The sequence below is a fragment of the Alcaligenes sp. SDU_A2 genome (assembly GCF_038237375.1).
Lineage (GTDB): Bacteria > Pseudomonadota > Gammaproteobacteria > Burkholderiales > Burkholderiaceae_B > Alcaligenes.
The window spans coordinates 736333-759557 of the sequence record NZ_CP151273.1 but is presented as its reverse complement, the minus strand read 5'-3'; the positions used below and the strand labels follow the sequence as shown (position 1 = coordinate 759557).

At 61.2% G+C, this 23225-nt stretch carries 28 protein-coding genes; 11 read left to right on the top strand and 17 right to left on the bottom strand.

Annotation, left to right across the window (positions count from 1 at the left end):
• Nucleotides 1–58 precede the first annotated feature (58 nt).
• The 3 genes from AADW57_RS03460 to AADW57_RS03450 all read left to right on the top strand — a co-directional run bounded on the left by AADW57_RS03460 (nucleotide 59) and on the right by AADW57_RS03450 (nucleotide 2089).
• Entirely contained in the window at nucleotides 59–361 is a 303-nt protein-coding gene (locus AADW57_RS03460) for a monooxygenase (protein ID WP_341668665.1), read from the top strand.
• A gap of 112 nt (nucleotides 362–473) precedes the next feature.
• Nucleotides 474–1040 carry an NADPH-dependent FMN reductase gene (locus tag AADW57_RS03455; protein ID WP_341668664.1) on the top strand — a complete coding sequence of 189 codons (567 nt, stop codon included), beginning with the start codon at nucleotides 474–476 and terminating at the stop codon, nucleotides 1038–1040.
• Nucleotides 1041–1309: 269 nt separating this feature from the next.
• Nucleotides 1310–2089 carry a MipA/OmpV family protein gene (locus AADW57_RS03450; RefSeq protein WP_341668663.1) on the top strand — a complete coding sequence of 260 codons (780 nt, stop codon included), beginning with the start codon at nucleotides 1310–1312 and terminating at the stop codon, nucleotides 2087–2089.
• Between the two features lie 103 nt (nucleotides 2090–2192).
• Here AADW57_RS03450 and AADW57_RS03445 read toward each other — a convergent pair whose 3' ends face one another.
• Nucleotides 2193–2732, bottom strand: a complete 540-nt coding sequence (locus AADW57_RS03445; RefSeq protein WP_341668662.1) for a carboxymuconolactone decarboxylase family protein — start codon at nucleotides 2730–2732, stop codon at nucleotides 2193–2195.
• Nucleotides 2733–2873: 141 nt separating this feature from the next.
• On the opposite strand from AADW57_RS03445, the gene AADW57_RS03440 reads away from it, so the two are divergent.
• Together AADW57_RS03440 and AADW57_RS03435 are read left to right on the top strand one after the other, a co-directional pair.
• Nucleotides 2874–3728, top strand: coding sequence for an AraC family transcriptional regulator (locus AADW57_RS03440; RefSeq protein WP_341668661.1), 855 nt, complete (start codon nucleotides 2874–2876; stop codon nucleotides 3726–3728).
• Nucleotides 3729–3817: 89 nt separating this feature from the next.
• Nucleotides 3818–4534 carry an MgtC/SapB family protein gene (locus tag AADW57_RS03435; protein ID WP_341668660.1) on the top strand — a complete coding sequence of 239 codons (717 nt, stop codon included), beginning with the start codon at nucleotides 3818–3820 and terminating at the stop codon, nucleotides 4532–4534.
• Here AADW57_RS03435 and AADW57_RS03430 read toward each other — a convergent pair.
• A complete protein-coding gene (locus AADW57_RS03430) occupies nucleotides 4507–5325 on the bottom strand; it encodes a helix-turn-helix transcriptional regulator (RefSeq protein ID WP_341668659.1) in 819 nt (272 codons plus the stop codon). The two genes, AADW57_RS03435 and AADW57_RS03430, sit on opposite strands and share 28 nt — an antisense overlap.
• Before the next feature lie 112 nt (nucleotides 5326–5437).
• On the opposite strand from AADW57_RS03430, the gene AADW57_RS03425 reads away from it, so the two are divergent.
• A complete protein-coding gene (locus tag AADW57_RS03425) occupies nucleotides 5438–7003 on the top strand; it encodes an MFS transporter (RefSeq protein WP_341668658.1) in 1566 nt (521 codons plus the stop codon).
• Here AADW57_RS03425 and AADW57_RS03420 read toward each other — a convergent pair.
• Nucleotides 6900–7745 (bottom strand): M90 family metallopeptidase, encoded by an 846-nt coding sequence (locus tag AADW57_RS03420; RefSeq protein ID WP_341668657.1) that lies wholly within the window; start codon nucleotides 7743–7745, stop codon nucleotides 6900–6902. The two genes, AADW57_RS03425 and AADW57_RS03420, sit on opposite strands and share 104 nt — an antisense overlap.
• Nucleotides 7746–7842: 97 nt before the next feature.
• Here AADW57_RS03420 and AADW57_RS03415 point away from each other — a divergent pair, with 97 nt between their 5' ends.
• Entirely contained in the window at nucleotides 7843–8223 is a 381-nt protein-coding gene (locus AADW57_RS03415) for an RNA-binding S4 domain-containing protein (RefSeq protein WP_341668656.1), read from the top strand.
• Between the two features lie 4 nt (nucleotides 8224–8227).
• On the opposite strand, the gene AADW57_RS03410 is transcribed toward AADW57_RS03415, so the two are convergent.
• The 3 genes from AADW57_RS03410 to AADW57_RS03400 form a co-directional block, all read right to left on the bottom strand.
• Nucleotides 8228–8758, bottom strand: a complete 531-nt coding sequence (locus AADW57_RS03410) for a c-type cytochrome (RefSeq protein WP_341668655.1) — start codon at nucleotides 8756–8758, stop codon at nucleotides 8228–8230.
• Nucleotides 8742–10127 carry a sulfite dehydrogenase gene (gene soxC / locus AADW57_RS03405; protein ID WP_341668654.1) on the bottom strand — a complete coding sequence of 462 codons (1386 nt, stop codon included), beginning with the start codon at nucleotides 10125–10127 and terminating at the stop codon, nucleotides 8742–8744. Before soxC ends, AADW57_RS03410 begins: the two co-directional genes overlap by 17 nt.
• Before the next feature lie 164 nt (nucleotides 10128–10291).
• The gene (locus tag AADW57_RS03400; protein WP_341668653.1) at nucleotides 10292–10621 is read right to left on the bottom strand and encodes a YegP family protein; all 330 of its coding nucleotides are present in this window, start codon (nucleotides 10619–10621) and stop codon (nucleotides 10292–10294) included.
• A 302-nt stretch (nucleotides 10622–10923) separates the two neighbouring features.
• On the opposite strand from AADW57_RS03400, the gene AADW57_RS03395 reads away from it, so the two are divergent.
• From AADW57_RS03395 to AADW57_RS03385, 3 genes are all read left to right on the top strand, one after another.
• On the top strand, nucleotides 10924–12078 hold the full coding sequence (locus AADW57_RS03395; protein WP_341668652.1) for a mandelate racemase/muconate lactonizing enzyme family protein: 1155 nt from the start codon (nucleotides 10924–10926) through the stop codon (nucleotides 12076–12078).
• A 27-nt stretch (nucleotides 12079–12105) separates the two neighbouring features.
• Nucleotides 12106–13080, top strand: coding sequence for a Bug family tripartite tricarboxylate transporter substrate binding protein (locus AADW57_RS03390; RefSeq protein WP_341668651.1), 975 nt, complete (start codon nucleotides 12106–12108; stop codon nucleotides 13078–13080).
• Nucleotides 13081–13189: 109 nt separating this feature from the next.
• Nucleotides 13190–13831 (top strand): HD domain-containing protein, encoded by a 642-nt coding sequence (locus AADW57_RS03385; protein ID WP_341668650.1) that lies wholly within the window; start codon nucleotides 13190–13192, stop codon nucleotides 13829–13831.
• A gap of 30 nt (nucleotides 13832–13861) precedes the next feature.
• Here the strand turns inward: AADW57_RS03385 and AADW57_RS03380 are convergent, their stop codons facing one another.
• From AADW57_RS03380 to AADW57_RS03370, 3 genes are all read right to left on the bottom strand, one after another.
• A complete protein-coding gene (locus AADW57_RS03380; RefSeq protein ID WP_341669647.1) occupies nucleotides 13862–14212 on the bottom strand; it encodes a nucleotide pyrophosphohydrolase in 351 nt (116 codons plus the stop codon).
• A gap of 142 nt (nucleotides 14213–14354) precedes the next feature.
• Nucleotides 14355–14816 carry a YaiI/YqxD family protein gene (locus AADW57_RS03375; RefSeq protein ID WP_341668649.1) on the bottom strand — a complete coding sequence of 154 codons (462 nt, stop codon included), beginning with the start codon at nucleotides 14814–14816 and terminating at the stop codon, nucleotides 14355–14357.
• Between the two features lie 3 nt (nucleotides 14817–14819).
• A complete protein-coding gene (locus AADW57_RS03370; RefSeq protein ID WP_341668648.1) occupies nucleotides 14820–15083 on the bottom strand; it encodes a hypothetical protein in 264 nt (87 codons plus the stop codon).
• 582 nt (nucleotides 15084–15665) lie between these two features.
• Here AADW57_RS03370 and AADW57_RS03365 point away from each other — a divergent pair.
• A complete protein-coding gene (locus tag AADW57_RS03365; protein WP_341668647.1) occupies nucleotides 15666–15899 on the top strand; it encodes a hypothetical protein in 234 nt (77 codons plus the stop codon).
• 213 nt (nucleotides 15900–16112) lie between these two features.
• On the opposite strand, the gene AADW57_RS03360 is transcribed toward AADW57_RS03365, so the two are convergent.
• The 8 genes from AADW57_RS03360 to AADW57_RS03325 form a co-directional block, all read right to left on the bottom strand.
• Entirely contained in the window at nucleotides 16113–16394 is a 282-nt protein-coding gene (locus tag AADW57_RS03360; protein WP_341668646.1) for a peptidylprolyl isomerase, read from the bottom strand.
• Nucleotides 16395–16479: 85 nt separating this feature from the next.
• On the bottom strand, nucleotides 16480–17184 hold the full coding sequence (locus tag AADW57_RS03355; protein WP_341668645.1) for a TerC family protein: 705 nt from the start codon (nucleotides 17182–17184) through the stop codon (nucleotides 16480–16482).
• A gap of 328 nt (nucleotides 17185–17512) precedes the next feature.
• Nucleotides 17513–18322: a phosphodiesterase gene (locus tag AADW57_RS03350; RefSeq protein ID WP_341668644.1), complete on the bottom strand. Its 810-nt coding sequence runs from the start codon at nucleotides 18320–18322 to the stop codon at nucleotides 17513–17515.
• Between the two features lie 9 nt (nucleotides 18323–18331).
• Nucleotides 18332–19174 (bottom strand): carbohydrate ABC transporter permease, encoded by an 843-nt coding sequence (locus AADW57_RS03345; protein WP_341668643.1) that lies wholly within the window; start codon nucleotides 19172–19174, stop codon nucleotides 18332–18334.
• 5 nt (nucleotides 19175–19179) lie between these two features.
• Nucleotides 19180–20070, bottom strand: coding sequence for a carbohydrate ABC transporter permease (locus AADW57_RS03340; RefSeq protein WP_341668642.1), 891 nt, complete (start codon nucleotides 20068–20070; stop codon nucleotides 19180–19182).
• A 12-nt stretch (nucleotides 20071–20082) separates the two neighbouring features.
• Nucleotides 20083–21345, bottom strand: coding sequence for an ABC transporter substrate-binding protein (locus tag AADW57_RS03335; protein ID WP_341668641.1), 1263 nt, complete (start codon nucleotides 21343–21345; stop codon nucleotides 20083–20085).
• Nucleotides 21346–21363: 18 nt separating this feature from the next.
• The gene (locus AADW57_RS03330; protein ID WP_341668640.1) at nucleotides 21364–22434 is read right to left on the bottom strand and encodes an ABC transporter ATP-binding protein; all 1071 of its coding nucleotides are present in this window, start codon (nucleotides 22432–22434) and stop codon (nucleotides 21364–21366) included.
• Nucleotides 22431–23201, bottom strand: a complete 771-nt coding sequence (locus AADW57_RS03325) for a DeoR/GlpR family DNA-binding transcription regulator (protein WP_341668639.1) — start codon at nucleotides 23199–23201, stop codon at nucleotides 22431–22433. The genes AADW57_RS03330 and AADW57_RS03325 overlap by 4 nt, the downstream gene beginning before the upstream one ends.
• Between the last annotated feature and the right edge of the window lie 24 nt (nucleotides 23202–23225).

Here is a 23225-nt window from a genome sequence, read left to right as displayed (position 1 = left end):
GGCCATTGCAAGTCGACAAGAGTAAGATGAAGCGGATCTGTTTTCAATGGAGCCTCTCATGAGTACCGTGCTGTATGTTGATTTTCCCTATCCGGGTCCCTGGGGTGCCGACATGAGCGCCGCCATGCGCGAACTGGCCGAGTCCATCGCCCAGGAACCAGGCCTGATCTGGAAAATCTGGACGGAAAACCAGGCTGAACGCACGGCGGGCGGCGTCTACCTGTTCACGGACCACGCCCATGCGCAGGCCTATCTGGAGATGCACACTCGCCGGCTGAACAGCTTCGGCATCGACGGCGTACAAGGACGGCTGTTCGAGGTGAATCACCCGCTCAGCGAAATCGACCGCGGCCCGGTCTGATGCCGCGACATCCTGTCACACCCTGGATACACTGGCGCTTGATCCGCCGCCCGCAGGCCGAAAGCGGGCGATACAGCATTCCCCCATCCATTCCCGACACGGAGTTCAGACCATGAGCCAAGCAGAAACAATCAAGATCCTGGGCATCTGCGGCAGCCTGCGCCAACAATCCTTCAATGCCGCCCTGCTGCGTTGCGCCCAGCGGCTGGCACCGGAGCACATGGTGTTTTCCCATGCGCGGATCGACGACATCCCGCTCTACAACGACGATATTTACCAGCAGGGTTTCCCGGAATCCGTGCAGCGCCTGCGCCAGCAAATCGCCCAGGCCGATGCGCTGCTGTTTGTCACCCCCGAATACAACTACTCCATGCCCGGCGTCCTGAAAAATGCCATTGACTGGGCTTCGCGCGGCTCCGACCAGCCTTTTGCGAACAAGCCCGCCGCCATCATGGGAGCCAGCGCCGGACGTCTGGGCACGGCACGGGCGCAATACCACTTGCGCCAGACCCTGGTATTTCTAAACGTGCATCCCTTGAATCAGCCTGAAATCATGATTCCCACCGCCCAGAACCTGATCAACGAGCAAGGCGAACTGCACGACCAGGCCACCGAAGGCTATATCCGCAAGCAACTGCTGGCCCTGTCCGACTGGACGCGCCGGCTCCAGGCACGCTAAGGCCCGCTTCTTATCGCGCGCTGCAATCAAGCGCGCACACTGACCGACCTGCTCCAGCACGCTGCGGGCAGGCACGGAGCACAGCGAGCGGATACAGTCGCACCCGGCTCGCCCCACGCCCTACAAACGGGCGCATCCGAACGGATTCCCAACAAAGCACAAGGCGCTTGCAGCCTTGACGGCTGTTTCACGGATGGCTGACTACGATCAGCCTGCATGCATCTGAAACGCCCTCTTGCTTTCACGAATCAATTAAAGGATGACGCCTCGTGACTACCCCCTTCTCTACCCTGCTGCGCCTGCGGACCCTGGCTGTGCTGCTGGCCGCCACCTGCGCCGGCACCGCCCACGCCGTTGACTTCACCATTGGTGCCGGTATTGGTTATGCCCCAAAATACGAGGGCTCGAAAGAATATAAATTCGGTCCTTCTCCCGTCATCAACATCGCCGGCGAAAACTGGTTCATCGGCGGCCGTGGCAACGGTCCCGCCGTCGGTGTCATGTTCAACATCACCCCGGAATGGACAAGCGGCCTGTACCTGGGCATGCAAGGCGGCCGCAAGGAAAAAGACGGCAAGCGTCTGCGCGGCACCGACGAGATCAAACACCACAGCGTAGGCGGTATTTTCACCGAGTACCAAATGGGTCGTTTCGGCGTCGGCCTGACCTATTATCAAGCCTTCAAGAGCCAGTACGGCAGCGGCCTGATGCTGGATCTGTCCTACCTGGCCTGGATGTCGGATTCGGGCAATACCTCGTTCAGCCTGGGTGCCAACGCCCACTGGTCCAGCAAAAAAGCCATGAACACCTGGTTCGGCGTCAAGGCCCACGAAGCCCGCGCCAGCGGTGGCCAATTGAAACCATACGAAATGAAAGGCGGGATGCGCTCCTATGGTCTGTCGGCCACGCTGACCCACCAACTGAGCGCCAACTGGAGCGCCGATCTGAGCCTGGGCATGCAATCGCTGGCCGGCAAGACCAAAGACAGCCCACTGGTGGAAAAACGCAATTCCACGTTCGGCTCGCTCAGTGTGTCGTATCAGTTCTAAGCAATTACGCTTGCCCACGCAACAAGGCCGTCCCACATGGGACGGCTTTGTTGTTGACACCGGCACTGCCTTGCCAAAAGGCCACAATGCACGGTGTCGGCGATCAGGCAGTCAGTTCCACGACTTTGAAGTCCACTGGTACATCCAGCGCCACGTTCACATAGTTGGTAAACAGATTCAGGGCGGTCACGGCAATCAGCTCCACGACCTGGCCTTCGTCAAAGCCGGCCTGACGCACGGCTTGCACATCGGCCTGGGAAACCTGACCGCGCTTATCGACCAGCTTGAGCACAAACGCCAGTGCGGCTGCAGTGCGCGGGTCGTCGGACTGACCTTGCTGAGCCTTGGCCAGGGTTTCCTCGCTCAGGCCGGCTTTGCCGCCCAAAGCCGTATGGGCGGCCAGGCAGTATTCGCAGCGGTTGCGATCGGCAATCGCTACCGCCAGTTGTTCGCCCAGCTTGGCACCCAGCGTGCCGCCGCCCAAAGCACCGAACGAACCCCACATGCTGCGCAAAGCGGCGGGCGACAAAGAAACAGTGCGGAACATGGCCGGTACGGCACCGAATGCTTTCTGAATTTCCTGCAAAGCTGGCTGGCTGGCGGCAGGGGCCTGGGCAACATCGGGCAGGGAAAGACGGGACATAATATGCTCCTGGAATAGGGGGCCGGCAACGACCCGAAAAAGTGTCCGGCTGGACATGATGCAGTGTCTCGCCAAAAACAGGACTATTGGATAAGATCAATCCACATAAGTTATCTTTCCATCCACTGCCTTGGGGGCATCATGAATCTGGACCGGCTCTCTTTACTGCTGGATCAGTTCCGCGTGCGCGCGCATCTGTTCTACAACGGTTCGCTATGCGGCGTGACGCGCTTTGCCGCCCAGCCCGGCCGCGCGTTTCTACACATTCTGCGACACGGCGAACTGACCGTACGCCACGATGCCCGGGACCCGGTGCCGCAGACCATACGGATCGAGCGTCCCAGCCTGATCTTCTACCCCCGCCCGCTGGAGCATACCTTTCACTACCCGCCGCAAGAAGGCTGGGACTTTACCTGCGCCACGCTGGATTTCGACGGCGGCGAGATGCATCCGCTGGCCCGCTCCCTGCCCAGCCTGATCGTCGTAGCACTGGACGAGGTTCCGGGCCTGAGCCAGGCATTGGAACTGCTGTTTGCCGAAACGGCCTCTGTGCGCTGCGGCCACCGCCTGCTGGCTGACCGCCTGTTCGAGATCGTGCTGCTGCAACTGCTGCGCTGGCTGTTCGACCATCCCGACCGCTGTGCCATTCCGGTGGGTTTATTTCGCGGCCTGTCGCACCCGCCCATCGCACGCGCCCTGCTGGCCATACAGGCCGACCCAGGGCGCGATTGGACCGTGCAGTCTCTGGCCCAGGAAGCCGGTTTGTCGCGCAGCGCTTTTGCCGCGCAGTTCAAACACTGGGTCGGCGACACCCCGGCGGACTACCTGGCGCAATGGCGTCTGTCCCTGGCCTGCCAGCGACTGAGCCAAGGGCAATCGGCCAAACGCATCGCCATCGATCTGGGTTATGCCAATCCTTCGGCGCTCTCGCGCCTGTTCCGGCAGAAAACCGGACTGTCGATACGAGACTGGCTGGCAGCGCGCAAATCGGACTGAACCGTGGACACTTGCGCTTCATGTCATCAACATGACATGTAATTGACGTATCCTGCCCAGCGCTTACCCATCATCGTCAGGAGGACGCCATGCACGCATTTCAGACCATCAACCCGGACGAGATCCTGAATACCCTGGTCAGCCTGCTGACGGCTTTTCTGATGGGCGGCATCGTGGGCTTTGAGCGGCAATACCGCCAGCGCACCGCCGGTCTGCGCACCAATGTACTGGTCTGCGTGGGCGCGGCTATTTTCGTGGACATGGCATTTCGCATTGCCGGCGCAGACGGCGCAGTCCGCGTGGTGGCGTATGTGGTGTCCGGCGTGGGGTTTCTGGGTGCCGGCGTCATCATGCGCGAAGAAGGCCATGTGCGCGGCTTAAATACCGCCGCCACCTTGTGGGGATCGGCCGCCATCGGTGCCTGCGCCGGGGCCGACCTGATCGTGGAAGCCGTGCTGGCCACCTTGTTCGTGCTGGCCGCCAATACCCTGCTGCGCCCCGTGGTCAACAGCATCAACCGCCTGCCTATGGATGCCCAGGCCAGCGAAGTCACCCACATCATCCATATCATCACGCCTGCCGAACAACGCCAAGCGGCCACACAGGCATTGGAAGATCTGCTGGAGCAGGAAAACTACCCACTGGGCGAACTGGAAATCAGCGCATTCGCGGAAACCCTGGTGGAAATCAAAGCAACACTGATGGCGACCTCCATCGACCCGCGTGACAGCGATCGCCTACAGGCCCGGCTCTGCGCCCATCCGGCCATACAGCAAGTCTACTGGGAAACCAGCACGTCGGAATAATCCGCCTCTTCTACCGGAACGTGGACCTGCAAACGCAAATGCTTGTCCTGGTCCACGATCAAGGTGGTATGTTCGTACTGACGCATCGGCTGGCCCTCCAGGCCGAACCAGGCCCGCCCGCGGCAGGCTTGTTGAATATCTTGTTGCCGCCACAACACCTTAAATTCAGGCGATACCCGTTCCAGCTCGTTCACCAATTCGACAAAGTCCGGAGCCAGCTGCGCGGCTACAAAATCCCGCCGGAATCCGGCTACCAACCCTGGCAACTGCTCTTTCCAATCCTGCATGCGGACACGCGTGCGCTCGTCCGTAAATAGCATCCAGAGCCGATTTCGCCGGCCCGCCGGCTGATCCTCGAAGCCAAACAGCGCCTGAGCCGCCGGGTTCCAGGCCAGCACATCCCAGCGCAGGTTCAACATATAAGCCGGATGAGGATGCAGATCCTGCATCAAACGGCGCACCAGCGGCGGCACCTGACACCAGCTTCGGCCCGACTCCACCGGAGGCCGCTGGCACGCCAGCAAAAACAAATGTCGCCGCTCGGACGCACCCAACCGAAACACCTGCGCCAGTCGTTCCAGAAACGCTTCGGACACCCCGATTCCGCGTCCCTGCTCCAGCCAGGTATACCAAGCCAGCCCCACGCCGGCCAAGGCAGCGACCTCTTCACGGCGCAGCCCAGGCGTGCGGCGCCGTCCGCCTGTCGGAAAACCGTAGTCGGCCGGATTCAAACTGCGTCGTTGCGCCTGTAAAAACTGCGCCAAGGCAGGGCGGGTTCGGGGTTTGCTCATACACACGGCTCCTGCGTCCAGTCATAAAGGATGACCATAAGTAATAGTATAAACAGGTAAATTGTAATAGAAGCATAGCGCACCCAGAATAAAGCTCCTTCTTGGAGGTCTTATGGTTACGCGTTCTGTTTCCCCGCTGGCGATGACACTGCTGATGGCAGCCGCCTTTCTATCCATTTTTGATCTGTTTGTCGTCAATGTCGCCCTGCCTAGCCTGCAGGATTCCTTAGAAGCCAGTCTAGGACAGGCGGGACTGGTGGTGGCCGCCTACGAGCTCAGCTTTGGCATGACGCTGATCAGCAGCAGCCGCTTGGGCGACCGCTATGGCCGCCGCCGCCTGTTCGGCTGGGGCGTCGGCAGCTTCAGCGTCGCATCCGCACTGTGTGGTCTGGCGCCCGAGATCCATAGCCTGATTCTGGCCCGCATCCTGCAAGGAGCCACCGCAGCCCTGATGTTTCCACAGGTCTACGCCATTTTACGGGTCAGCGTCGCGGCCGAACGGCAACGCAGCGCCTTTGCCTGCTTGGGAGCCTGCCTGGGACTGGCCGCGCTAAGCGGTCAGGTGCTGGGCGGCTGGCTCTTGCATGCCGACCTGCTGGAGCTGGGCTGGCGCATGATTTTTCTGATCAATGTCCCCATAGGACTGCTTATCCTAGTTTTGCTGCGCCATATCCCCGAAAGCCGCGAACCGGCCGGCGCGCACCTGACGCCGGGCACGGCGCTGGCTTTGGCATTAGGTGTGCTGGGCGTGTTGCTTGGTTTACTGGAAGGGCCGGCCCGGCACTGGCCCGTCTGGAGCCTGATCAGTCTGCTGGGCGGCGCAAGCCTGCTGATTCTGACTGCCCGTCGCGAATACCTGCGGCAACATCGTGGCCTGCCTGTGCTGCTGGACATGCAGTTGCTCCTGCGTCCCGACTTCAGATATGCCAGCCTGCTGGTCATCCTGCTGTACTCCACCGCCGGGGCCTTCTTTATCAGCTTTGCCCTGCTCAGCCAGCAGGGCCTGGGCCTGACGCCCATGCAGGCCGGCCTGCTGTTTGCCCCGGCCAACGTCATGTTCATGCTGGCCTCCCTGACGGCCCCCCTATTGGTGCGACGCCTGGGCAATACTGTCATTTTAGCGGGCGGCGTGTTGCACATCATCAGCTTTATCGGCCTGGCGGCCTATGCCCTGCTGCACCATGATTCGGCCGGACTCGGGCTGCTGCGCGCCCTGGTCATGTTATTGGGCATCGCCCAAGGTCTGACCATGACACCCTTGCTGGGCCTGCTGCTCAGCCGGGTCAGCATCGAACAAGCCGGACCAGCCTCCGGGCTGCTCTCGACCTTGCAGCAGGTAGGCGCGGCGCTGGGGGTATGCGCCATTACCTTGCTATATGCGCCTGCCTTGTCCGAACTCCCTGAACTGCCCGGGCACCTGGAAGGCTTTCTGCATGTCCAAGGCTACGCCATCGTGGCCGCCATACTCATGTCCCTGCTGCTATGGCGACAAATCCGGCCCGACGTCCACGGCCAGCCCGCAACGTACGCCGACACAAGGCCCGCCGTTCAGCCATGCCCTGCCGCCCAGCCCGTCAACGCCGGGGCTGCCACCGCGCCAGCGGGTCCTGGCGGTAGTACCGGCGCAGCAGCTCGTACCACTGCGGCAACATGTGCGCCAGGGGGGCAGGGTCGATAAAAAACGCTTCCGAGCTGACAGCAAAAAATTCGGCGTGGTCGGTGGCCGCATACGGGTCCAGCGGCAAGGTGTCGTACCACGGCATGGCCGTCTCGGACTCGGGGTCCACATCGGGTGGAATGGCCTGCTCCACGGCATCCAAAGCATGCTCGAACGCGTCAAACGACTGCTCCAACACCTGCCGCCAGCGACGGGCGGACAGGTCGGCATAGTCGTGCAAAGGCGGCATGCCATCGGCTGTCCCCCCCAGCAAATCGAGCTTGTGGGCGAACTCGTGGATGACCACGTTCATACCCGCTTCGCCATACGGCCCGCTTTGCTCCCAGGACAGAATGACCGGCCCGCCGTCCCAGGCCTCGCCCGAGGCCGGCATCAGGTATTCGTGCACAACGCCAGCCTCGTCCACGTCCTGCTGGGGAATCATGAACTGCCCCGGATAAAGCACGATCTCCGTCCATCCCTCGTAGACCGCCGGGTCCATGTTCAAGATAGGCAACGCCGCCTGCACGGCGATCGACAGCTTGATCGGTTCGCTGACCTGCAACCCCTGCGTGCCGGTGAACTGCTTGCTGGCCAGCAGCCACGCGGTGCGCTGGCGCAAACTGTCCAATTCCTGTGCCGACAGGCCATGCAGAAAATTGTGCGCGCGCACGGCCTGCTGCCACTGCGCATCGTCCATCGATGCCAGCGTCTGCTCCACTTGGCTGCGCCGCGCGCCGCGTCCGCTTAACCATCCAAACATGCCTGTTTCTCCAACGGAACATCATCCCACTGCATTCTATGCCACGCATCACAACACGGCCCCGCCACGGCGACAAGACGCAGGATTAGAATAAGGCATGGACAAATTACGACTGGACAAATGGTTGTGGGCGGCGCGCTTTTACAAGACGCGCAGCCTGGCTTCGGACGAAATCAGCAAGGGCCGGGTACTGCTCAATCACCAAACCACCAAACCGGCGCGCGAAGTCGGGCCGGGCGATCTGATTACCCTGCGTAAAGAAACCCCGCCCATGCAGGTGCGTATCGTCGCCATCAGCGGTGCGCGCGGACCGGCACCGGTCGCACGTCGGCTTTATCAGGAAACCGAAGAAAGCAGCACGGCCCGCGCCCAGGCGGCCGAACAGCGCCGCCTGGCTCCAGAGCCGGCGATGGACTACGACGCCGGCCGCCCCACCAAGCGGGACCGCCGCCAGATGGAACTGCTGCGGGGTAAGTAGTCCGCTAGCGGCCCGCCGGCTTGAACCCGTCGCGGTTCAGCATTTTGACCTGCGGCAGGCTGGTCTGATCCATAACCTGATCAGGCTGGATCGCACCCGCTTGGGACAAGATATACGCCGTCAAGGCATAGACCTCGTCATTACTCAAACTGCCCGGTGCCGTAAACGGCATGGCACGCTTGGTGTAATCGAACAGCGTCGTGGCATACGGCCAATAGCTTTCCACGGTTTTGACCGGCGGGCCTTTGCCGGCCGCCAAGGTACCGCGTCCACCAATCAGGCGATCGCCTATGCCCCCTTCCAGCTTGGCTCCGTGACAGGCCATGCAATGCTGCGTATACAACTTCTGGCCCTGTTCGACCGTGCCCGAACCCTTGGGCAAACCGCGTCCGTCGGGCAAGGGAGACACAAACTTGGCCAGTTCCGCTTCAGTGGCCGGCACGCCAAAGCCATAAACATGCGCTTGCTGCGCCCCTGCACCGACACACACGGTCGCCAAAACGACGGCCAGACAGGTTCTAGTCATGATGGACATTGGACACCTCCCCCGTGGATGCGACTTTCCAGCTCTGTATGCCATTCAAGTGATAGACCGAGCTTAAGCCCCGTTCCTTGACTAACTGGGCAATGCTGGGCTGCACATAGCCCGTCTCGTCCGTGCACCGGCTCTGCAAAATCGCCTCTTTGCCATCCCACTCCCACGGCAAGGAAAAGCGGGTATGGCAAATCGGCAGCACCGGACCGTGCAACATGGCATCGCGCCAACTGCGCCCGCCATCGACTGATACCTCTACCCGCTTGATTGCGCCGTTCGCCGACCAGGCCAGGCCGGATATTTCGTAAAAGCCCGGTTCGCGCAGGACCATTTCACCGGACGGAAACGTAATCACGGACTTGGCCTGCATCAGAAAGGAAAACTGCAAAGCGCTGCCATCGGGCATCAGGTCGGTGTACTTGGACGTTTCCTCGCGCGTCATAAAAGGCGTATCGGAGATTTCCAGCCGGCGCAACCATTTAATGGACATATTGCCTTCGTAGCCCGGCACAAACAGGCGTAAGGGATAGCCCTGTTCGGGACGCAGCGCCTCGCCATTCTGCCCGTAAGCCAACAGGCAATCCTGCATCGCTTTTTCCAGCGGAATGCTGCGCGTCATCACCGCCGCATCGCCGCCTTCGGCCAGCAGCCACTTGGCTCCCGGACGCACGCCCACTTCGCCCAGCACAGTCGATAGCGGGACGCCCACCCATTCCGAGGTCGAGGTCAGGCCGTGCGTGCCCTGCACCGTTTTCATGGTGGGCTTGGCCCATTCCGTCAGGCCATTGCCCGAACACTCCATGAACATCAGGCGCGACAAAGCCGGAAAACGGCGCAGATCGCTCATGGAATACTTGCGCGCCTGCTTGACCATGCCATGCACGAACAAGGAATGCGTGGCCGGATCGATGGTGGCAATGCCGCCATGATGCCGCTCGTAATGCAGGCCCGACGGCGTGATGATGCCCATGCTGTTCTGCAAGGGAGTAAAGCTCCAGGACGATTCGGTCGTCTTGGTGGCGTAGCGGGTGCGCACTTCTTTTTCAAACTGCGAGCGCGCTCCATAGCCGCCATCGTCCACCCCCACACCCACGCCCTGAACGCGTGTGGCGTCGGGCGGCACCGTACGCTCTATGGCTCCCGGCGTGGCCGCCTGCGCCAGGCCGCTGGCCGTGCCGGCCATCGCCAAGGCACCCAGCATGAAGCGGCGGCGCGAAGGCAAAGCATGCGGATTGGGGCCATCGCCCTGAAAATACGGCGAAGCGGGGTCTTGGCGCTCGTGCTCCAAAAACCGGGCTTCCAGTTGCTGTAGCTGGGCATGGCTGCGCTTGATGGTCGCGCCGTCGCCACTGCGGTTTGCGTCACTCATAAACGTCCTCCCATCGGGTACAGGTACGACTTATGAACTACAAAACGTGCAGGCAGGCGGATTTGGCTAGACCCTGCACCATCCCGCGCATAGCGGGATGGATACAGCGTAGACCTAGATAGTTAGGTCGCCAACTATTGAATACCCAGGTATATAACGCGTTTTTATGTGTTGTCTTTGACCTGGGCCAGCGGCCCATTGTGCTTGACCGACTGTATGCCTTTCTCGCAAGCAGCCGGGGTGGAGTACATCTCGCTGCGGCCCAACACTTCGCCGTTGCCAGCCTTCAAAACGAAATACGGCGAACCGTCGCTGGCGGTGCGGCGCTCAAAGCGTTCGTCCAATGGCGAGTTCTTGCGCACCGACTCAATGCCCGCCACCGCAGCGGCACGTGTCTTGTAGCGTTCGCTGCTCAGGATGATGGCGTAATTGCCGGCTTTCAGATTGAACATGTACTGATCGCCACTGCGTTTCAGATCGTAGTATCCGCTCATGCTTGCCTCCGTCGGGAAGTGAACAGGCGCTGGCTGCGCCTGCGCCAGTATGCCGCAGCCGCTGTGTGGCCGCCCGTCAGGAATAACCCCTGTCGGTGCCCCGTGGCAAGCGCGACCCGCCTCCCCGGAAACGCCCGCCACCGCTTGATCAGCCACTTAAACCCTCTTTTGAAATATCAAAAAACACATTGATATATCAGCAAAATCAAGGGTTTACACCATTGATGATGATTTTTAAAAAAAGATATAAACCTAAAACAATTACATGCAAGCGCATCAAAATTATTTCAGGAGAGCTGTACATGAACATCACCGCAGTCCGTGCCATTCCCTTGAATGTGCCCTTTCACTTCCAGGGCGGCGATATACGCAAACCCTCCAACCTGGCCGTGTGCCACGTGGAAGTGGAAACCGATGCCGGCATTACCGGCTACGGCCTGACCGCCATTACCGAAGAGCATCCCGTGGCCAGTGCCATCAACGATATCCTGGCCAGCGACCTGATCGGGCAAGACCCCTTGAACACCGAGCGCTTGTGGGACCGCATGTACTGGAACGTCTGCCCGCGCGGCCAGTCCGGCTACGGCATGCATGCCATTTCTGCCCTGGACATTGCCCTATGGGACATCAAAGGCAAAGCCCTGGGCCAGCCGGTCTGGAAACTGCTGGGCGGTGCCCGCGAACAAGTCCCCGCCTACGCCACCTTCGGCTTTTCCTTTCTTCAGGACGAAGAACTGGTGCAGGTGGCGCGCGCCTGCGTGGACCAGGGCTTTCGCGGCCTGAAGATGGTGGTGGGTCACAACGGCCTGCAACGACGCGACGAACCACGTCCCTTGCAAGAGGTCATCCGCCAGGACATACGCCGCATGACGCTGGTGCGCGAAGCCATACCCGCCGAGGTCGGCTTGTACATCGACGGCAACTGCAGCCTGGACTACATCCACGCCAAAGAAGTCGCCCGTGCCGCCCGCGATCTGGATGTAGGCTTTTTCGAGGAACCGATCACCCAGAACGACACCGGCCGCCTGCGCGAACTGCGCCAGCAAACCGGCATTACCATCGCCGCCGGCCAGAACGAAGGGCAATCCTACCGTTTCCGCGACCTGCTGATGCATCAGGCCGTGGATATCGTGCAGCCCAATGTGCTGATTTCAGGCGGCTTTACCCAGTCGCGCAAGATTTTCGGCCTGGCCGAAAGCTTTAACGCCTCGGTTGCCAACGGCGGGGCCTTCCCCTCGCACAACGGCCACCTGCACAGCGGCCTGCTGAACGGCGGCGAAGTCGAATGGCACCTGGCCGCCAGCGCCATGATGGCGGAAATCTACACCGGCCTGCCCCAGCCCGAACAAGGCTGGATGCGCATGCCGCAAGCCCCCGGCCTGGGTCTGACGCCTCGGCTGGATCAAATCGACAAGCTGCGCCGCCTGCCCGGCAGTCTGGGCAACGGCAAAGGCTGATCACTCCCACCTGAGAGGTAAACAGACATGAAACCCTGGTCCCGTGTTGTTATTGTCCTCAGCTGTCTTCTGGCCGGCGCGCAAAGCGCCCTGGCCGAACCGCCCGACTGGGCCCAACGGCCGGTGCGCCTGATCGTACCGTCCGCTGCCGGCGGCTCGGGCGACACCCTGGCCCGCCCATTGGCCGAAGCCCTGGGCCAGCAAATCGGCCAGACCGTTGTTGTGGAAAACAAAGGCGGCGTGGGCGGCGTGCTGGGGGCCAGCCTGGTCGCCAGCTCCAGCCCCTCGGAGCACCAACTGCTGTTCGGCGCGGTACACCACACCATCGCGCCGGCGGTGCTCAAAAACTTCCCCTACGACACCCGCAAAGATCTGAAAGCCGTCACCTTGATTGCAGCCATGCCCAATGTGCTGGTGGTCAATGCCGACTCGCCCTACAAAAGCGTAGACGATCTGCTGGCGGCGGCGCGACAAGAAAAGGGCGTGAACTACGGCACCAGCGGCGTGGGCACCATGCTGCACCTGATGGCGGGCAAGCTGCACAAACTGTCGGGCACCAACATGACCCCGGTACACTACAAAGGCAGCAACCCGTCCGTCATGGCCTTGATCAGCGGCGATCAGATCGATTTCATGTTCGAGACCATGCCGTCGGCCGTAGCGCAGATACGCAATGGCCGCCTGCGCGCCCTGGCCGTCTCCAGCCCCGAACGCGCCAAGGCCCTGCCCGATGTGCCCACCCTGAAAGAGCTGGGCCTGGACGAGCTAAGCGCCCAAACCTGGTACGGCATCTTCATGCAGGGCGACACCCCGGACGAGACGGTCAACAGCGTGGCCGACGCCATCCACAAAGCCTTGCAGACCGACAAGATCAAGACTATCTGGGACAGCAACGGCGCACTGGTGCAATCAAACAGCCCAGCCGAATTTACCGCCTACGTGGATCAGGAGCTGAACCGCTGGTCCGGTACCGTGCAAGCGCTGGGCCTGAGCAACTTCTGACCGCACCGCGCCCCTGCACAGGGGCGCATCGCTATTGCGCCAGCGCATCACCGGCAAACGTGGCAAGCCCCGCCCACATCACGTATGCTGGGCATTTGCCCAAACCATCATGGCCGCCGACTTCAGCCCCTACCCCGACCTGGCCCTTGAACTACTGCCCTACTCCAGCGGTTGCCAAGGCGACGGTTCGCACGACCTGTCCCACCTTCAGCGGGTCTGGAAAAACGTGCGCGCCATTCAGGCGCACGAAGGCGGCGATCTACGGATTCTGCTGGCCGCCACCCTGCTGCACGACTGCGTGGCCGTAGAAAAAAACTCGCCGTTGCGCAACCGCGCATCAACACTGGCGGCCGAAAAAGCAGACGATATCCTGCGCGATCTGGGCTGGTGCGCCGATACCCGTCAGGCCGTCAGGCATGCCGTGCAGACACACAGTTTTTCGGCCGCCTTGCCTGCCATCAGCCTGGAGGCCCGCATATTGCAGGATGCAGACCGGCTGGACGCCATCGGCGCACTGGGCATTGCACGTTGCTTCTATACCGCCGGGCGCATGGGTTCCCGCCTGTACCACCCGCAAGACCCCAAGGCACAGCAGCGCCCGCTGGACGATGCGCGCTACGCCCTGGATCACTTTCCCGCCAAACTGCTGAAACTGGCCGATGGCTTTCAGACAGAAACAGGCCGCCAGTTGGCCGGCCAGCGGCAGGCGCGCATGCAGCAATATCTGCACGACCTGCTGACCGAGCTATAAGCACCGGCGCAAGCGCCTGGAAGCACGCGCCTAAAGCTCGGTGTACTTCTTGTTGGTGCCGCGCACCTTATCGGCCGGGTACTTCTGCGCGTTCTTGGCGATCTTGCTGGTTACCGCTTCGTTCATGTCCACGCCCAGCACATAGGCCAGCCGGCTCAAGTAGATCTGCACATCAGCCAATTCGTCGCGCACCGCCTGAGCCGTGCGCGGGTCGGAGCCGGCCTGGCGGGACTGGTCCTCGGTCAGCCACTGGAAAATTTCCACCAGTTCGCCGACCTCGTTGGTCAGCGCCATCGCCAGGTTCTTGGGGCTATGAAACTGTTCCCAGTCGCGCTCGCGCGCGAACTGCGCCACTTTGGCATTCAGGGCGGACAGATCCATCAAGGGATGATCGGAAGAGACATCAGACACGGCGGCAATCACTTCAAAAAATACGTCTCTTGCATTCTAGGGGGAATCAGGCCACCCACACCAGCACGTAAATAGACCGATCCAGCACGCCCCCCCGCACGCGGCTCCCATACTATGCTTTCGCTGCACGCGCCTGCCCCGCCAGCAAACGATCCAGCGCATTGGCGAACTCGCGACGGTCGGACTGACTGAACGGCGGCGGGCCGCCGGTGTCGATACCGGCGCTGCGCAATTCTTCCATCATGTCGCGCATGGCCAGCCGCTCGCCGATGCTGCCAGTATCCAGACGTTCGCCGCGCGGACTTAGCACCAGCGCCTGCCCCGCCAGCACCTGCGCGGCCAAAGGGATATCGGCGGTAATCACCAAATCGCCCGCCACGGCGCGCTGAACAATATAGTCGTCGGCCACGTCAAAGCCGCGCGGCACCTGCACCGCGTGCAGCCAGGGCGACGGCGGCGTGCGCAGCATCTGGTTGGCCACCAGGGTCAGATGCCGCTCCCAGCGCTGGGCCGCCCGGTAAAGAATGTCTTTGATGACCGCCGGGCACGCATCGGCATCCACCCAGATATGCACGGCCTACTGCTCCAGCGCCTGGCCCAACAAGCGGTTCACCAGCTCGTTCATGCTGACGCCATCGGCGGCGGCGCGGGCGTTCAGCGCATCGATCACAGGCTGGGTCAGCTTGACCGGGAACGACACCAGACCGGCGGCCTGATCCAGACGACGCTGTTCGCGGCGGTCAAGCACGGTTTCACCGGCAAAGCGGGCAGGCGGCGTGGCCGCCTTCATCTTGCCCATGATTTTCAGGGCTTTATTTTTTTCCAGATCGGTACGTTTCATACGCATTTCGCTAAAAAACCGGCATGCCCGCTCAAAACAAGCAGGCTGCTCATGGCCGCGCCATGTGCCAGCATGGCATGCATACTGCGCAGGACAGGCGCAAATGTCCAGGGATTTAACGCAAGACAGCATTCAGCCTCCGTATCACCGGCCCCCGCCCCGCACCCGGTCTTGAAAGGCACCGGCAAAAAACACGTCGCGCTTGCCACGCAGACACCGCTAAGCGTCACAAGATCCAAGATGGCCTCCCCAACAAAATGGTTCTTCACAGATTTTCGGGCTGAACCTGCCCTCGGACAGAAGAAGTACGACGGCAAGCCGCCATTCGCAGGTGTGCAGGTCTCGCCCGGGCTGACGGCTTGCCGGTGCTGCGCACCGGTTCCCTGGTCGCAGAAGCGATCTGGGCGCGCCGTTAACTCGCCCGGTTGTTCGCCCCCCAGGCGAACAACACACGCCGGGCTCGAACAGAACGGCGCTTGCCTCCCAGATCGCTCCTGCGCCTGCGGCAAGCCCTCCGATCCGCCCGAACGAGACCTGCACACCTGCGAACGGCTCCGTACGTTTCTTCGTTGGAACACGCCAATGAACCATCAGAGTAAGGAAGGCAGCGACGTATTCAAGACCATTGATACGCAATCTAACGAACAAAAGCCGTTCAAGTCTGGGGCTGGGGCGAGCGGGCGGGTCAGATGGTTTGCCGCCGGCAAGTACGTGGGCCGGGAGGCAAGCGGCCTGCTGTTCGACTGGGGCGCTTGTGTCTCGTCCAATGGACGAGACACCCCAGGAGTTCAGGCTGCGCCCGGCCCGCGTGCTTGACAAGGGCACCGGTGCGCAGCACCGGCAAACCATCAGCCCGGACGGCCCAGCCCCAGACTTGAACGGCGATTTCTAGCGTTTGTATTCCGCTTATTAATGAGCAATGGTTCTCGACAATAGGCAAAGAACCAAAAAAAATCCCTGCGTAGCGTCGTTGCGCTGCGCAGGGATCGGGCCAACCCGCCGTGGCGGGTTGAGCGTCGGGGCCAGAAATCAGTCCTGACGGTCGGTCACTTCCACCAGGTGGTAGCCGAACTGTGTCTTGACAGGGCCCTGAACCACGCCCACTGGGGCGCTGAACACGACCTGGTCGAACTCGGGAACCATCTGGCCGCGGCCAAACGTACCCAGTTCGCCGCCCTGGCGCGACGATGGGCAGCTGGAATTTTCCTTGGCGACCTGAGCGAATTCAGCGCCGGCTTCGATGGCGGCTTTCAGTTCGTTCGCTTTGTCTTCGGTGCTGACCAGAATGTGGCGAGCGGAGGCTTGTGCCATGATGTACTCCTTGTTTGGAAAATCATTCAAGCTTAACCCGGAACCGGCCCAGGCGCGAAGCCCCTGGGCCAGAACGGGTTCAGAATCAGGCCTGAACCGACTTGCGCTTGCGGGCAGCGATGCCCTTGCCCAGCACAACGATCAAGGCAGCGCCAACGGCTTCGGCAATCAGCTTGGTCGTGGTGGAAGGAGTGCCGAAATGCTCCACAAAGACCACGTCGGTCACCAGCATGCCGCCGGCGATCCAGCCCAGCAAGGCCGCGCCCAGCGTCACCACCAGCGGGAAACGGTCGATCAGCTTGAGCACCAGCGTGCTGCCCCAGATAATGATAGGCACACTGACCACCAGGCCAAAGACCACCAGACCGATCTGATGATCGGGGTCGGCCGTCTGTGCAGCACCGGCAATGGCGATGACGTTATCCAGGCTCATGACAAAGTCGGCCACGATAATGGTCTTGATGGCTTTCCACAAAGTCGCGCCACCTTCCACATTGCCGTGTGCGTCATCTTCGGGGATCAGCAGCTTGACGCCGATCCACACCAACAGCAAAGCGCCCACGATCTTCAGGTAAGGCACCGCCAACAGCGTCAGCGCAAAGGCGATCAGCACCACGCGCAGGCCAATGGCGCCGGCCGTACCCCACAACACGCCCTGCATACGCTGCTTGGCCGGAAGATTCCGGCAGGCAAGCGCAATAACCACGGCGTTATCGCCCCCCAGCAAAATGTCGATCATGATGATCTGAAACACTGCCGCCCAACTGATTGTCTGCAAAAGCTCAAGCATCTGTTGCCCGCCTCTTCAAGTTTTTTAATGGAAACCAGTCGGCCATCTTGCACAGTCCGTCGCCTGCAGGAACGGCCCGCTTACGACGCCAAACAAAATGGCCTGCTCCACCAGGGACACAGGCCATCTCGATTGTGGAGAGTTCACCTTGCCCATGATGGCAAGGTCTTGCTTGCAACCTGTGGTTGCCCAGGCACCGGGAATGTGCAGATGACTGCAACACTGCCGTAATGACGATGCGCCGGAAGATAAGCTACTCCCCTTGATAGGCGCTAAGTATATCGATCTTGCGCTCAACTGGAAAGTTTGATGTAAAACAAAGTGTGGCTTACATGCACTTGAGTGCGCCGATATCCCCGGTATACGGAAAACGCAGCTCTTCGTAGCCAAAGGGCTGGAAATGCACGGTCAGTCCGTCCTCGTTGGGCAGGATCACGGCGTAGCTGGCCGGCTCGAACGTGGACGTGGCCGCGCCGGTGCGCACCAGATCCAATTCGTGCTGATGGTTGGTGCCGCTGACGGTCGTAAACGGCAAGCCGTTCCAGATACCGGCCGAACAACGATGCACATGGCCGGAAAACAAATGCACAGGTGCCGGGTGCGCCTGGAGCATAGGCAACAGCGCCTGGGCATTGCTCAGGCGCAGCCAATCCATGGACGGGTATTGCAAAGCAGGCAAGGGATGGTGCGAAAACAGCAGCACCGGCCCGGCATGCCGGGCCAGCTCGTCCTGCAACCAGTCCAGGCGCGTCTGGCACAGATAGCCATTGGTGTAGCCATCCTGCAAGGTATCCAAATAAATAGCCCGCCACTGACCCAGCGTCTGGGCATGCTGCACAAAGCCCGGAACATCGGTGTGCGTAGCGGGGAAATAGCTCCAGAACGCCTCGCGGCTGTCATGGTTGCCCATCAGCAGGCGCGTGGGCACCGTCAGCTCCTGCAAGACAGCGCGCAGCCGCTCGTAGGCCAAAGGGTGGCCAGCATGGGTCAGGTCGCCGGTCAGCACGCACAGGTCGGCATCCGGATGGTAGCGATTGATGTGCCGCACGCAACTGCGCAAGCGGTCTGCCGGGTCCGAGCCAAACAACAGACCACCGGGTGGGGTAATGTGCAGATCCGAGATCTGGATGATTTTCATGAATAATCCTTAACGTATGCCGGCGCGCAAAAACGCCTGCATGAACTGCTTCTGGAACAACAAAAAGCCCAGCAACAGCGGAAAAATGGTCATCAAGGTGGCGGCGCTGATCAAGGCGATGCTGACCCCGCTTTCGGGCGCGCCGAACAAGGACAGGCCCACCGTCAACGGCCGGGTATGTTCGGAGCTGCTGATGACCAGCGGCCACAGAAAATTGTTCCAGTGCGAGGACACGGACACCAGCGCATAGGCCAGATACACCGGTTTGACCAGCGGCACGTATACACGCCACAGCACGCCCAGGCGACTACAGCCTTCCAGCCGGGCTGCATCCTCCAGCTCGCGCGGCACCTGCTTGAAAGCCTGACGCAGCAAAAACACGCCAAAGGCACTGGCCATGTACGGCACGCCCATGCCCCAGACCGTATCGGTCCAACCCAGCAAGGCAACCATGCGGTAATTTTCCACAATCAGCACTTCGGGCAGGATGAACAACTGCAACAGCAGCAGCATGAATAAAAACTGACTGCCAAAAAAACGAAAACGCGCAAAGGCATAGGCAGCCAAGGTGCAGAGCACAAACTGTCCGGCCAGAATGGTCAGCACCAACAAGGTCGTGTTCAGGATGTAGCGCAGCCAGGGCGCCCTATCCCAGGCCGCGCTGAAATTTTGCAACGTCCAGCCCGAACGCCAGTCAAAATTAAGCGCGGCCGACGGGTCGCGGAACGCCGCCCAGCAGGCATACAGCAAAGGGGCGATCCAAAGCAGGGCCAGGGCATGCGCACCCAGCGTATCCAGGGACGGCAGGCGCACAGCGCGCCGCGTAGCAGGAGCAATCAAGACGGTATCCATAGCGCTTACTGGTAATGCACGCGGCGTTCGGCGTAGCGGAATTGAAAAACAGCGATCAGCCCCAGACCCGCCAGCAAAATCACGGTCAGCACGGCGGCGCTCGGCGTATCCATATAGGCAAACGCGGTTTCCCAGATCCAATACAAGAGCAGCTTGGATGCATTGTTGGGGCCACCCTTGGTCAGGATGAACAGATGATCGACCAGCTTGACCGAATTAATCAGCGCGTTGATCAAGATGAACAAGGTAGTGGGTGCCAGCAACGGCCACAGCACGCGCCGCCCATACTGCCAGCGACTGGCCCCTTCCAGGCGGGCCGCATCGCGCAATTCGGGCGGAATGGTCTGCAAGGCAGCCAGGTAGAAAATCATGAAAAACCCCGCCTCCTTCCAGATCGTTACCACCATGACGGCACCCAGCGCCGTCTGCGGTTGACCCAGCCAGTTAGTGGGGCCTTGCCCGAACAGGCCGGTAATCTGGTCCAGCAAACCCAAGTCGGGGGTATAGAAGAACAACCACAGATTGGCGGCCGCAATCATGGGCAGCATGGTGGGCGTGAAGTAGGCGCAGCGCACCCAGCCCCGCATGCTCATGGCCCGGTTGGCCCACAGCGCCATCAGCAAAGCCAGCGCCATCGACACAGGAATCACGACGGCCGCATACCAAAGGTTGTTCTCCAGCACCAGCCAGAAAGTCGGGTCCGCCAGCATGGCATCGTAATTTTCCATGCCGACGAACTGGGCGGGACGGCGAGCCGTCCCCTTGCTGTGCAGGCTGGACCAGAGCGTTTGCAGCGCCGGAATAAAGGCGAACATGCTCAACAGCACAAACAGCGGCGTCAGCAACAGGTAGGCAAACACCCATTCTTTACGCAGCACTCGCAATGGTTCAGCCATGGTCCGATCCGCTTAGTTGAAAGGACGCAGCAAACGCTCGGCTGCCGTCTGGGCATCATCCAGAGCGGCCTTGGGCGTCTTGGCCTGGGTCAGGGCGGCTTGCACGGCGTTGGACAGCAGTTCGCGCACGCGGGCCGTCTCGTAAGTCGCAAACTCGGGCGAAGCTACGGCCAACTGATCGCGCGCCACCAAGGCCTGCGGGAAGGTCTTGGCGTATTCCGTCAGGGCCTGGGTTTCGTACGCAGCGGGACTGATGCCCACATAACCCGTGGCCATCGACCATTTGGCGGCACGCTCGGGAGCCGTCATCCAACGCACAAAGCCCAGGGCTGCCTGCTTTTGCTCGTCGCTGGCCCCCTTGAACAGGTAGAAGTTACCGCCGCCCGTGGGCGAAGCCGCTTTTTCTTTGGCAGGCAGCATGGCCACGCCAAAGTCGAACTTGGCTTCGTTCTTGACGGCCGTCAGGTTGCCGGTGGTGTGCCACATCATGGCCGTCTGACCTTGCACAAACGACTGGCGCAGCGTGCCCCATTCAATCGTGCCGGCCGGGCTGACCTTGTGCTTGTAGGCCAGATCATGGAAAAACTGCAAAGCCTCGACCGATTTGGGATCGTTCAGGTAAACCTGATTCCCGTTTTCGTTCATCAGCTGGCGGCCATTTTGCAAGGCCATCGCCTGGAACATCCAGTACGGGTAGCCAGTGGACGGAATCATCAGGCCGTGGCGCTTGTCCGTGGTCAGCTTCTGGGCCGTCTGCACCAGTTCGTCCCAATTCTTGGGCGGCTGATCCGGGTTCAGCCCGGCTTCGCGGAACATGTCCTTGTTGTAGAACATGACAATGGTCGAACGCTGGAAAGGAATGCCCCAGACCTTGCCTTCCAGGGTGCCATTGGCCATCAACGCCGGGTAGAAGCTTTTCAGCCAGTCCTGGCTGGCTTTGTCCGTTGCCAGGTCGCTGAACGATTCGACCAGACCCTGCTCGACCAGATCATGGGTATCCAGCGCGCCCAATACAGACAATTGCACGGGTTCGCCGGCGCGCAGCGCCGACAGGGCGCGAATGCGGGTTTCATCGTAATTGCCGGAGTACACGGCCTTGACCTTAACTTCGGGGTTTTCGGCCTGGAAGTCCTTGATCAGGCCGTCCACCACCTCGGTCAGCGGACCGCCGACCGAAATGGGGTAATACATGGTCAACTCCACCGCGCTGTAGGCATTGGTGCCCAGGCCCATCAACACGGCGCTGGATGTGGCAAGCAGATACTTCTTCAACATGAAAGACTCGCTGTAAGGTTAGGCTGGAAGTGCGGATGACGGCGTGGGCAGACACGCCCCGCTGTCCTGGTGAAAATAAAAGGCATGGACCGGGTCCCAACTGAGACCGCAACGCATGCCCGCCGAAACACGGTGGCTGTGCGGCGCGCGCACGATCAAGGTGCGGCCATCGTTCAGACGGACATAGACATAGGCATCGGCTCCCTGGAACTCCTGGTGCTCCACGGTCGCCTCGACATGCTCGGGCGCGGCGTCCTGCAAGCGCAGATTTTCCGGGCGCACGCCCACCAGCACGCGATGCGGCTGATCGAACTGGCGGCGCGAGGGCCACAAGCCCAGCGGCACGTGGTCGCTGGGGATCATCATCATGGGTGGACTGCCGATAAAACCGGCGGTAAACACACTGTTAGGTTCGCCATACAGCGCCTGGGCAGCGCCCTGCTGCTCGATACGACCGGCATTGAGCAGCACCACGTGGTCCGCCATGCCCATTGCCTCGGTCTGATCGTGCGTCACATACACCACGGTCAAGCCCAGACGCTGTTGCAGGGCGCGGATCTCGTGGCGCACCGTATGGCGCAGCTTGGCGTCCAGATTGGACAGGGGTTCGTCCATCAGACAGATGCGGTGTCCCGACACAATGCTGCGCGCCAGGGCCACGCGTTGGCGTTGACCGCCCGACAACTGGCCGGGCTTGCGTTCTTCCAACCCCTCCAGATTGGTCAGGGCCAGGGCTTCGCGCAGCCGCTCTTGTTGTTGTTTGCGGTCGGCACGGCGCACCTTCAGGCCAAACAAAATATTGTCGGCCACGCTTAAATGCGGAAACAAGGCATAGGACTGGAACACCATGCTCAAACCGCGCTGGGCGGGTTCCAGCTCGGTTGCATCGACGCCATTAATCAACAAGCGCCCCTGATCGGGCGTTTCCAGACCGGCAATAATGCGCAGCAACGTGGACTTGCCACAACCCGACGGCCCCAGCAAAGCGGTAAACTGCCCTTCCTGTATGGACAGATCCATTTGCTTGAGCACGGCGTGCTCGCCCCAGGACTTGCCGATGCCTTGCAGCTCGATCGCGGCGCGGCTCATGGCTGCACCTCGTCGGCAATGACGACCTGCACCCGGTCCGGGATCTGCTCCCGATACGGCTGCGGTATGGCGCGGTCGCAGACCAGAATATCCACATCGTCCAGCGAACCGCTGCGCACCGGCGCGCGACGCCCGAACTTGGTGTGGTCCAGCACCAGAATGCGCACCCGACAGTTGCCGCGCAACGCCTTGTGGCAATCGGACTCGGCCATATCAAAATCCAGCAAAGCGCCGTCCGAATCAAAGCCGCCGACCCCCGACACGCCGAAATCCGCCTTGAAGCTATTGAACAGGCGCTCGGCCTCCGGCCCCAGTATTTCCGGATTGGGCTGGCGCAACTGCCCGCCTGCCAGCACCACGCGGTGGCTCAGGTTATGCGTCAGTGCCAACGCGGCGCTGATATTGTTGGTCACCACCGTCAGGTCCTGGTGATCGGCCAAGGCCAATGCCACCTGCTCGGGCGTCGTGCCAAAGCCCAGCAACACGCTGGCACCGGGCGGAATCAACCCGGCCACGGCGCGACCGATGCGCGCCTTGCCCTGCAACTGCGTGATGCGGCGCGTCTGAAACGACACATTGCGCTCGGTCACGTTCAGTTCGGCACCGCCATGTCGGCGGCGCACCAGATCGGCCTCGTACAGATGGTTCAGATCGCGGCGTATGGTCTGCGGGGTCACGCCGAAATGCGTAGCCAGGCCATCCACCGACACCATGCCCTGGGCCCGCAGCAAGTCCACAATAATGCTCTGCCGAACGGAAAGATTCATAACACTGCACATGGGTTTCGTTTG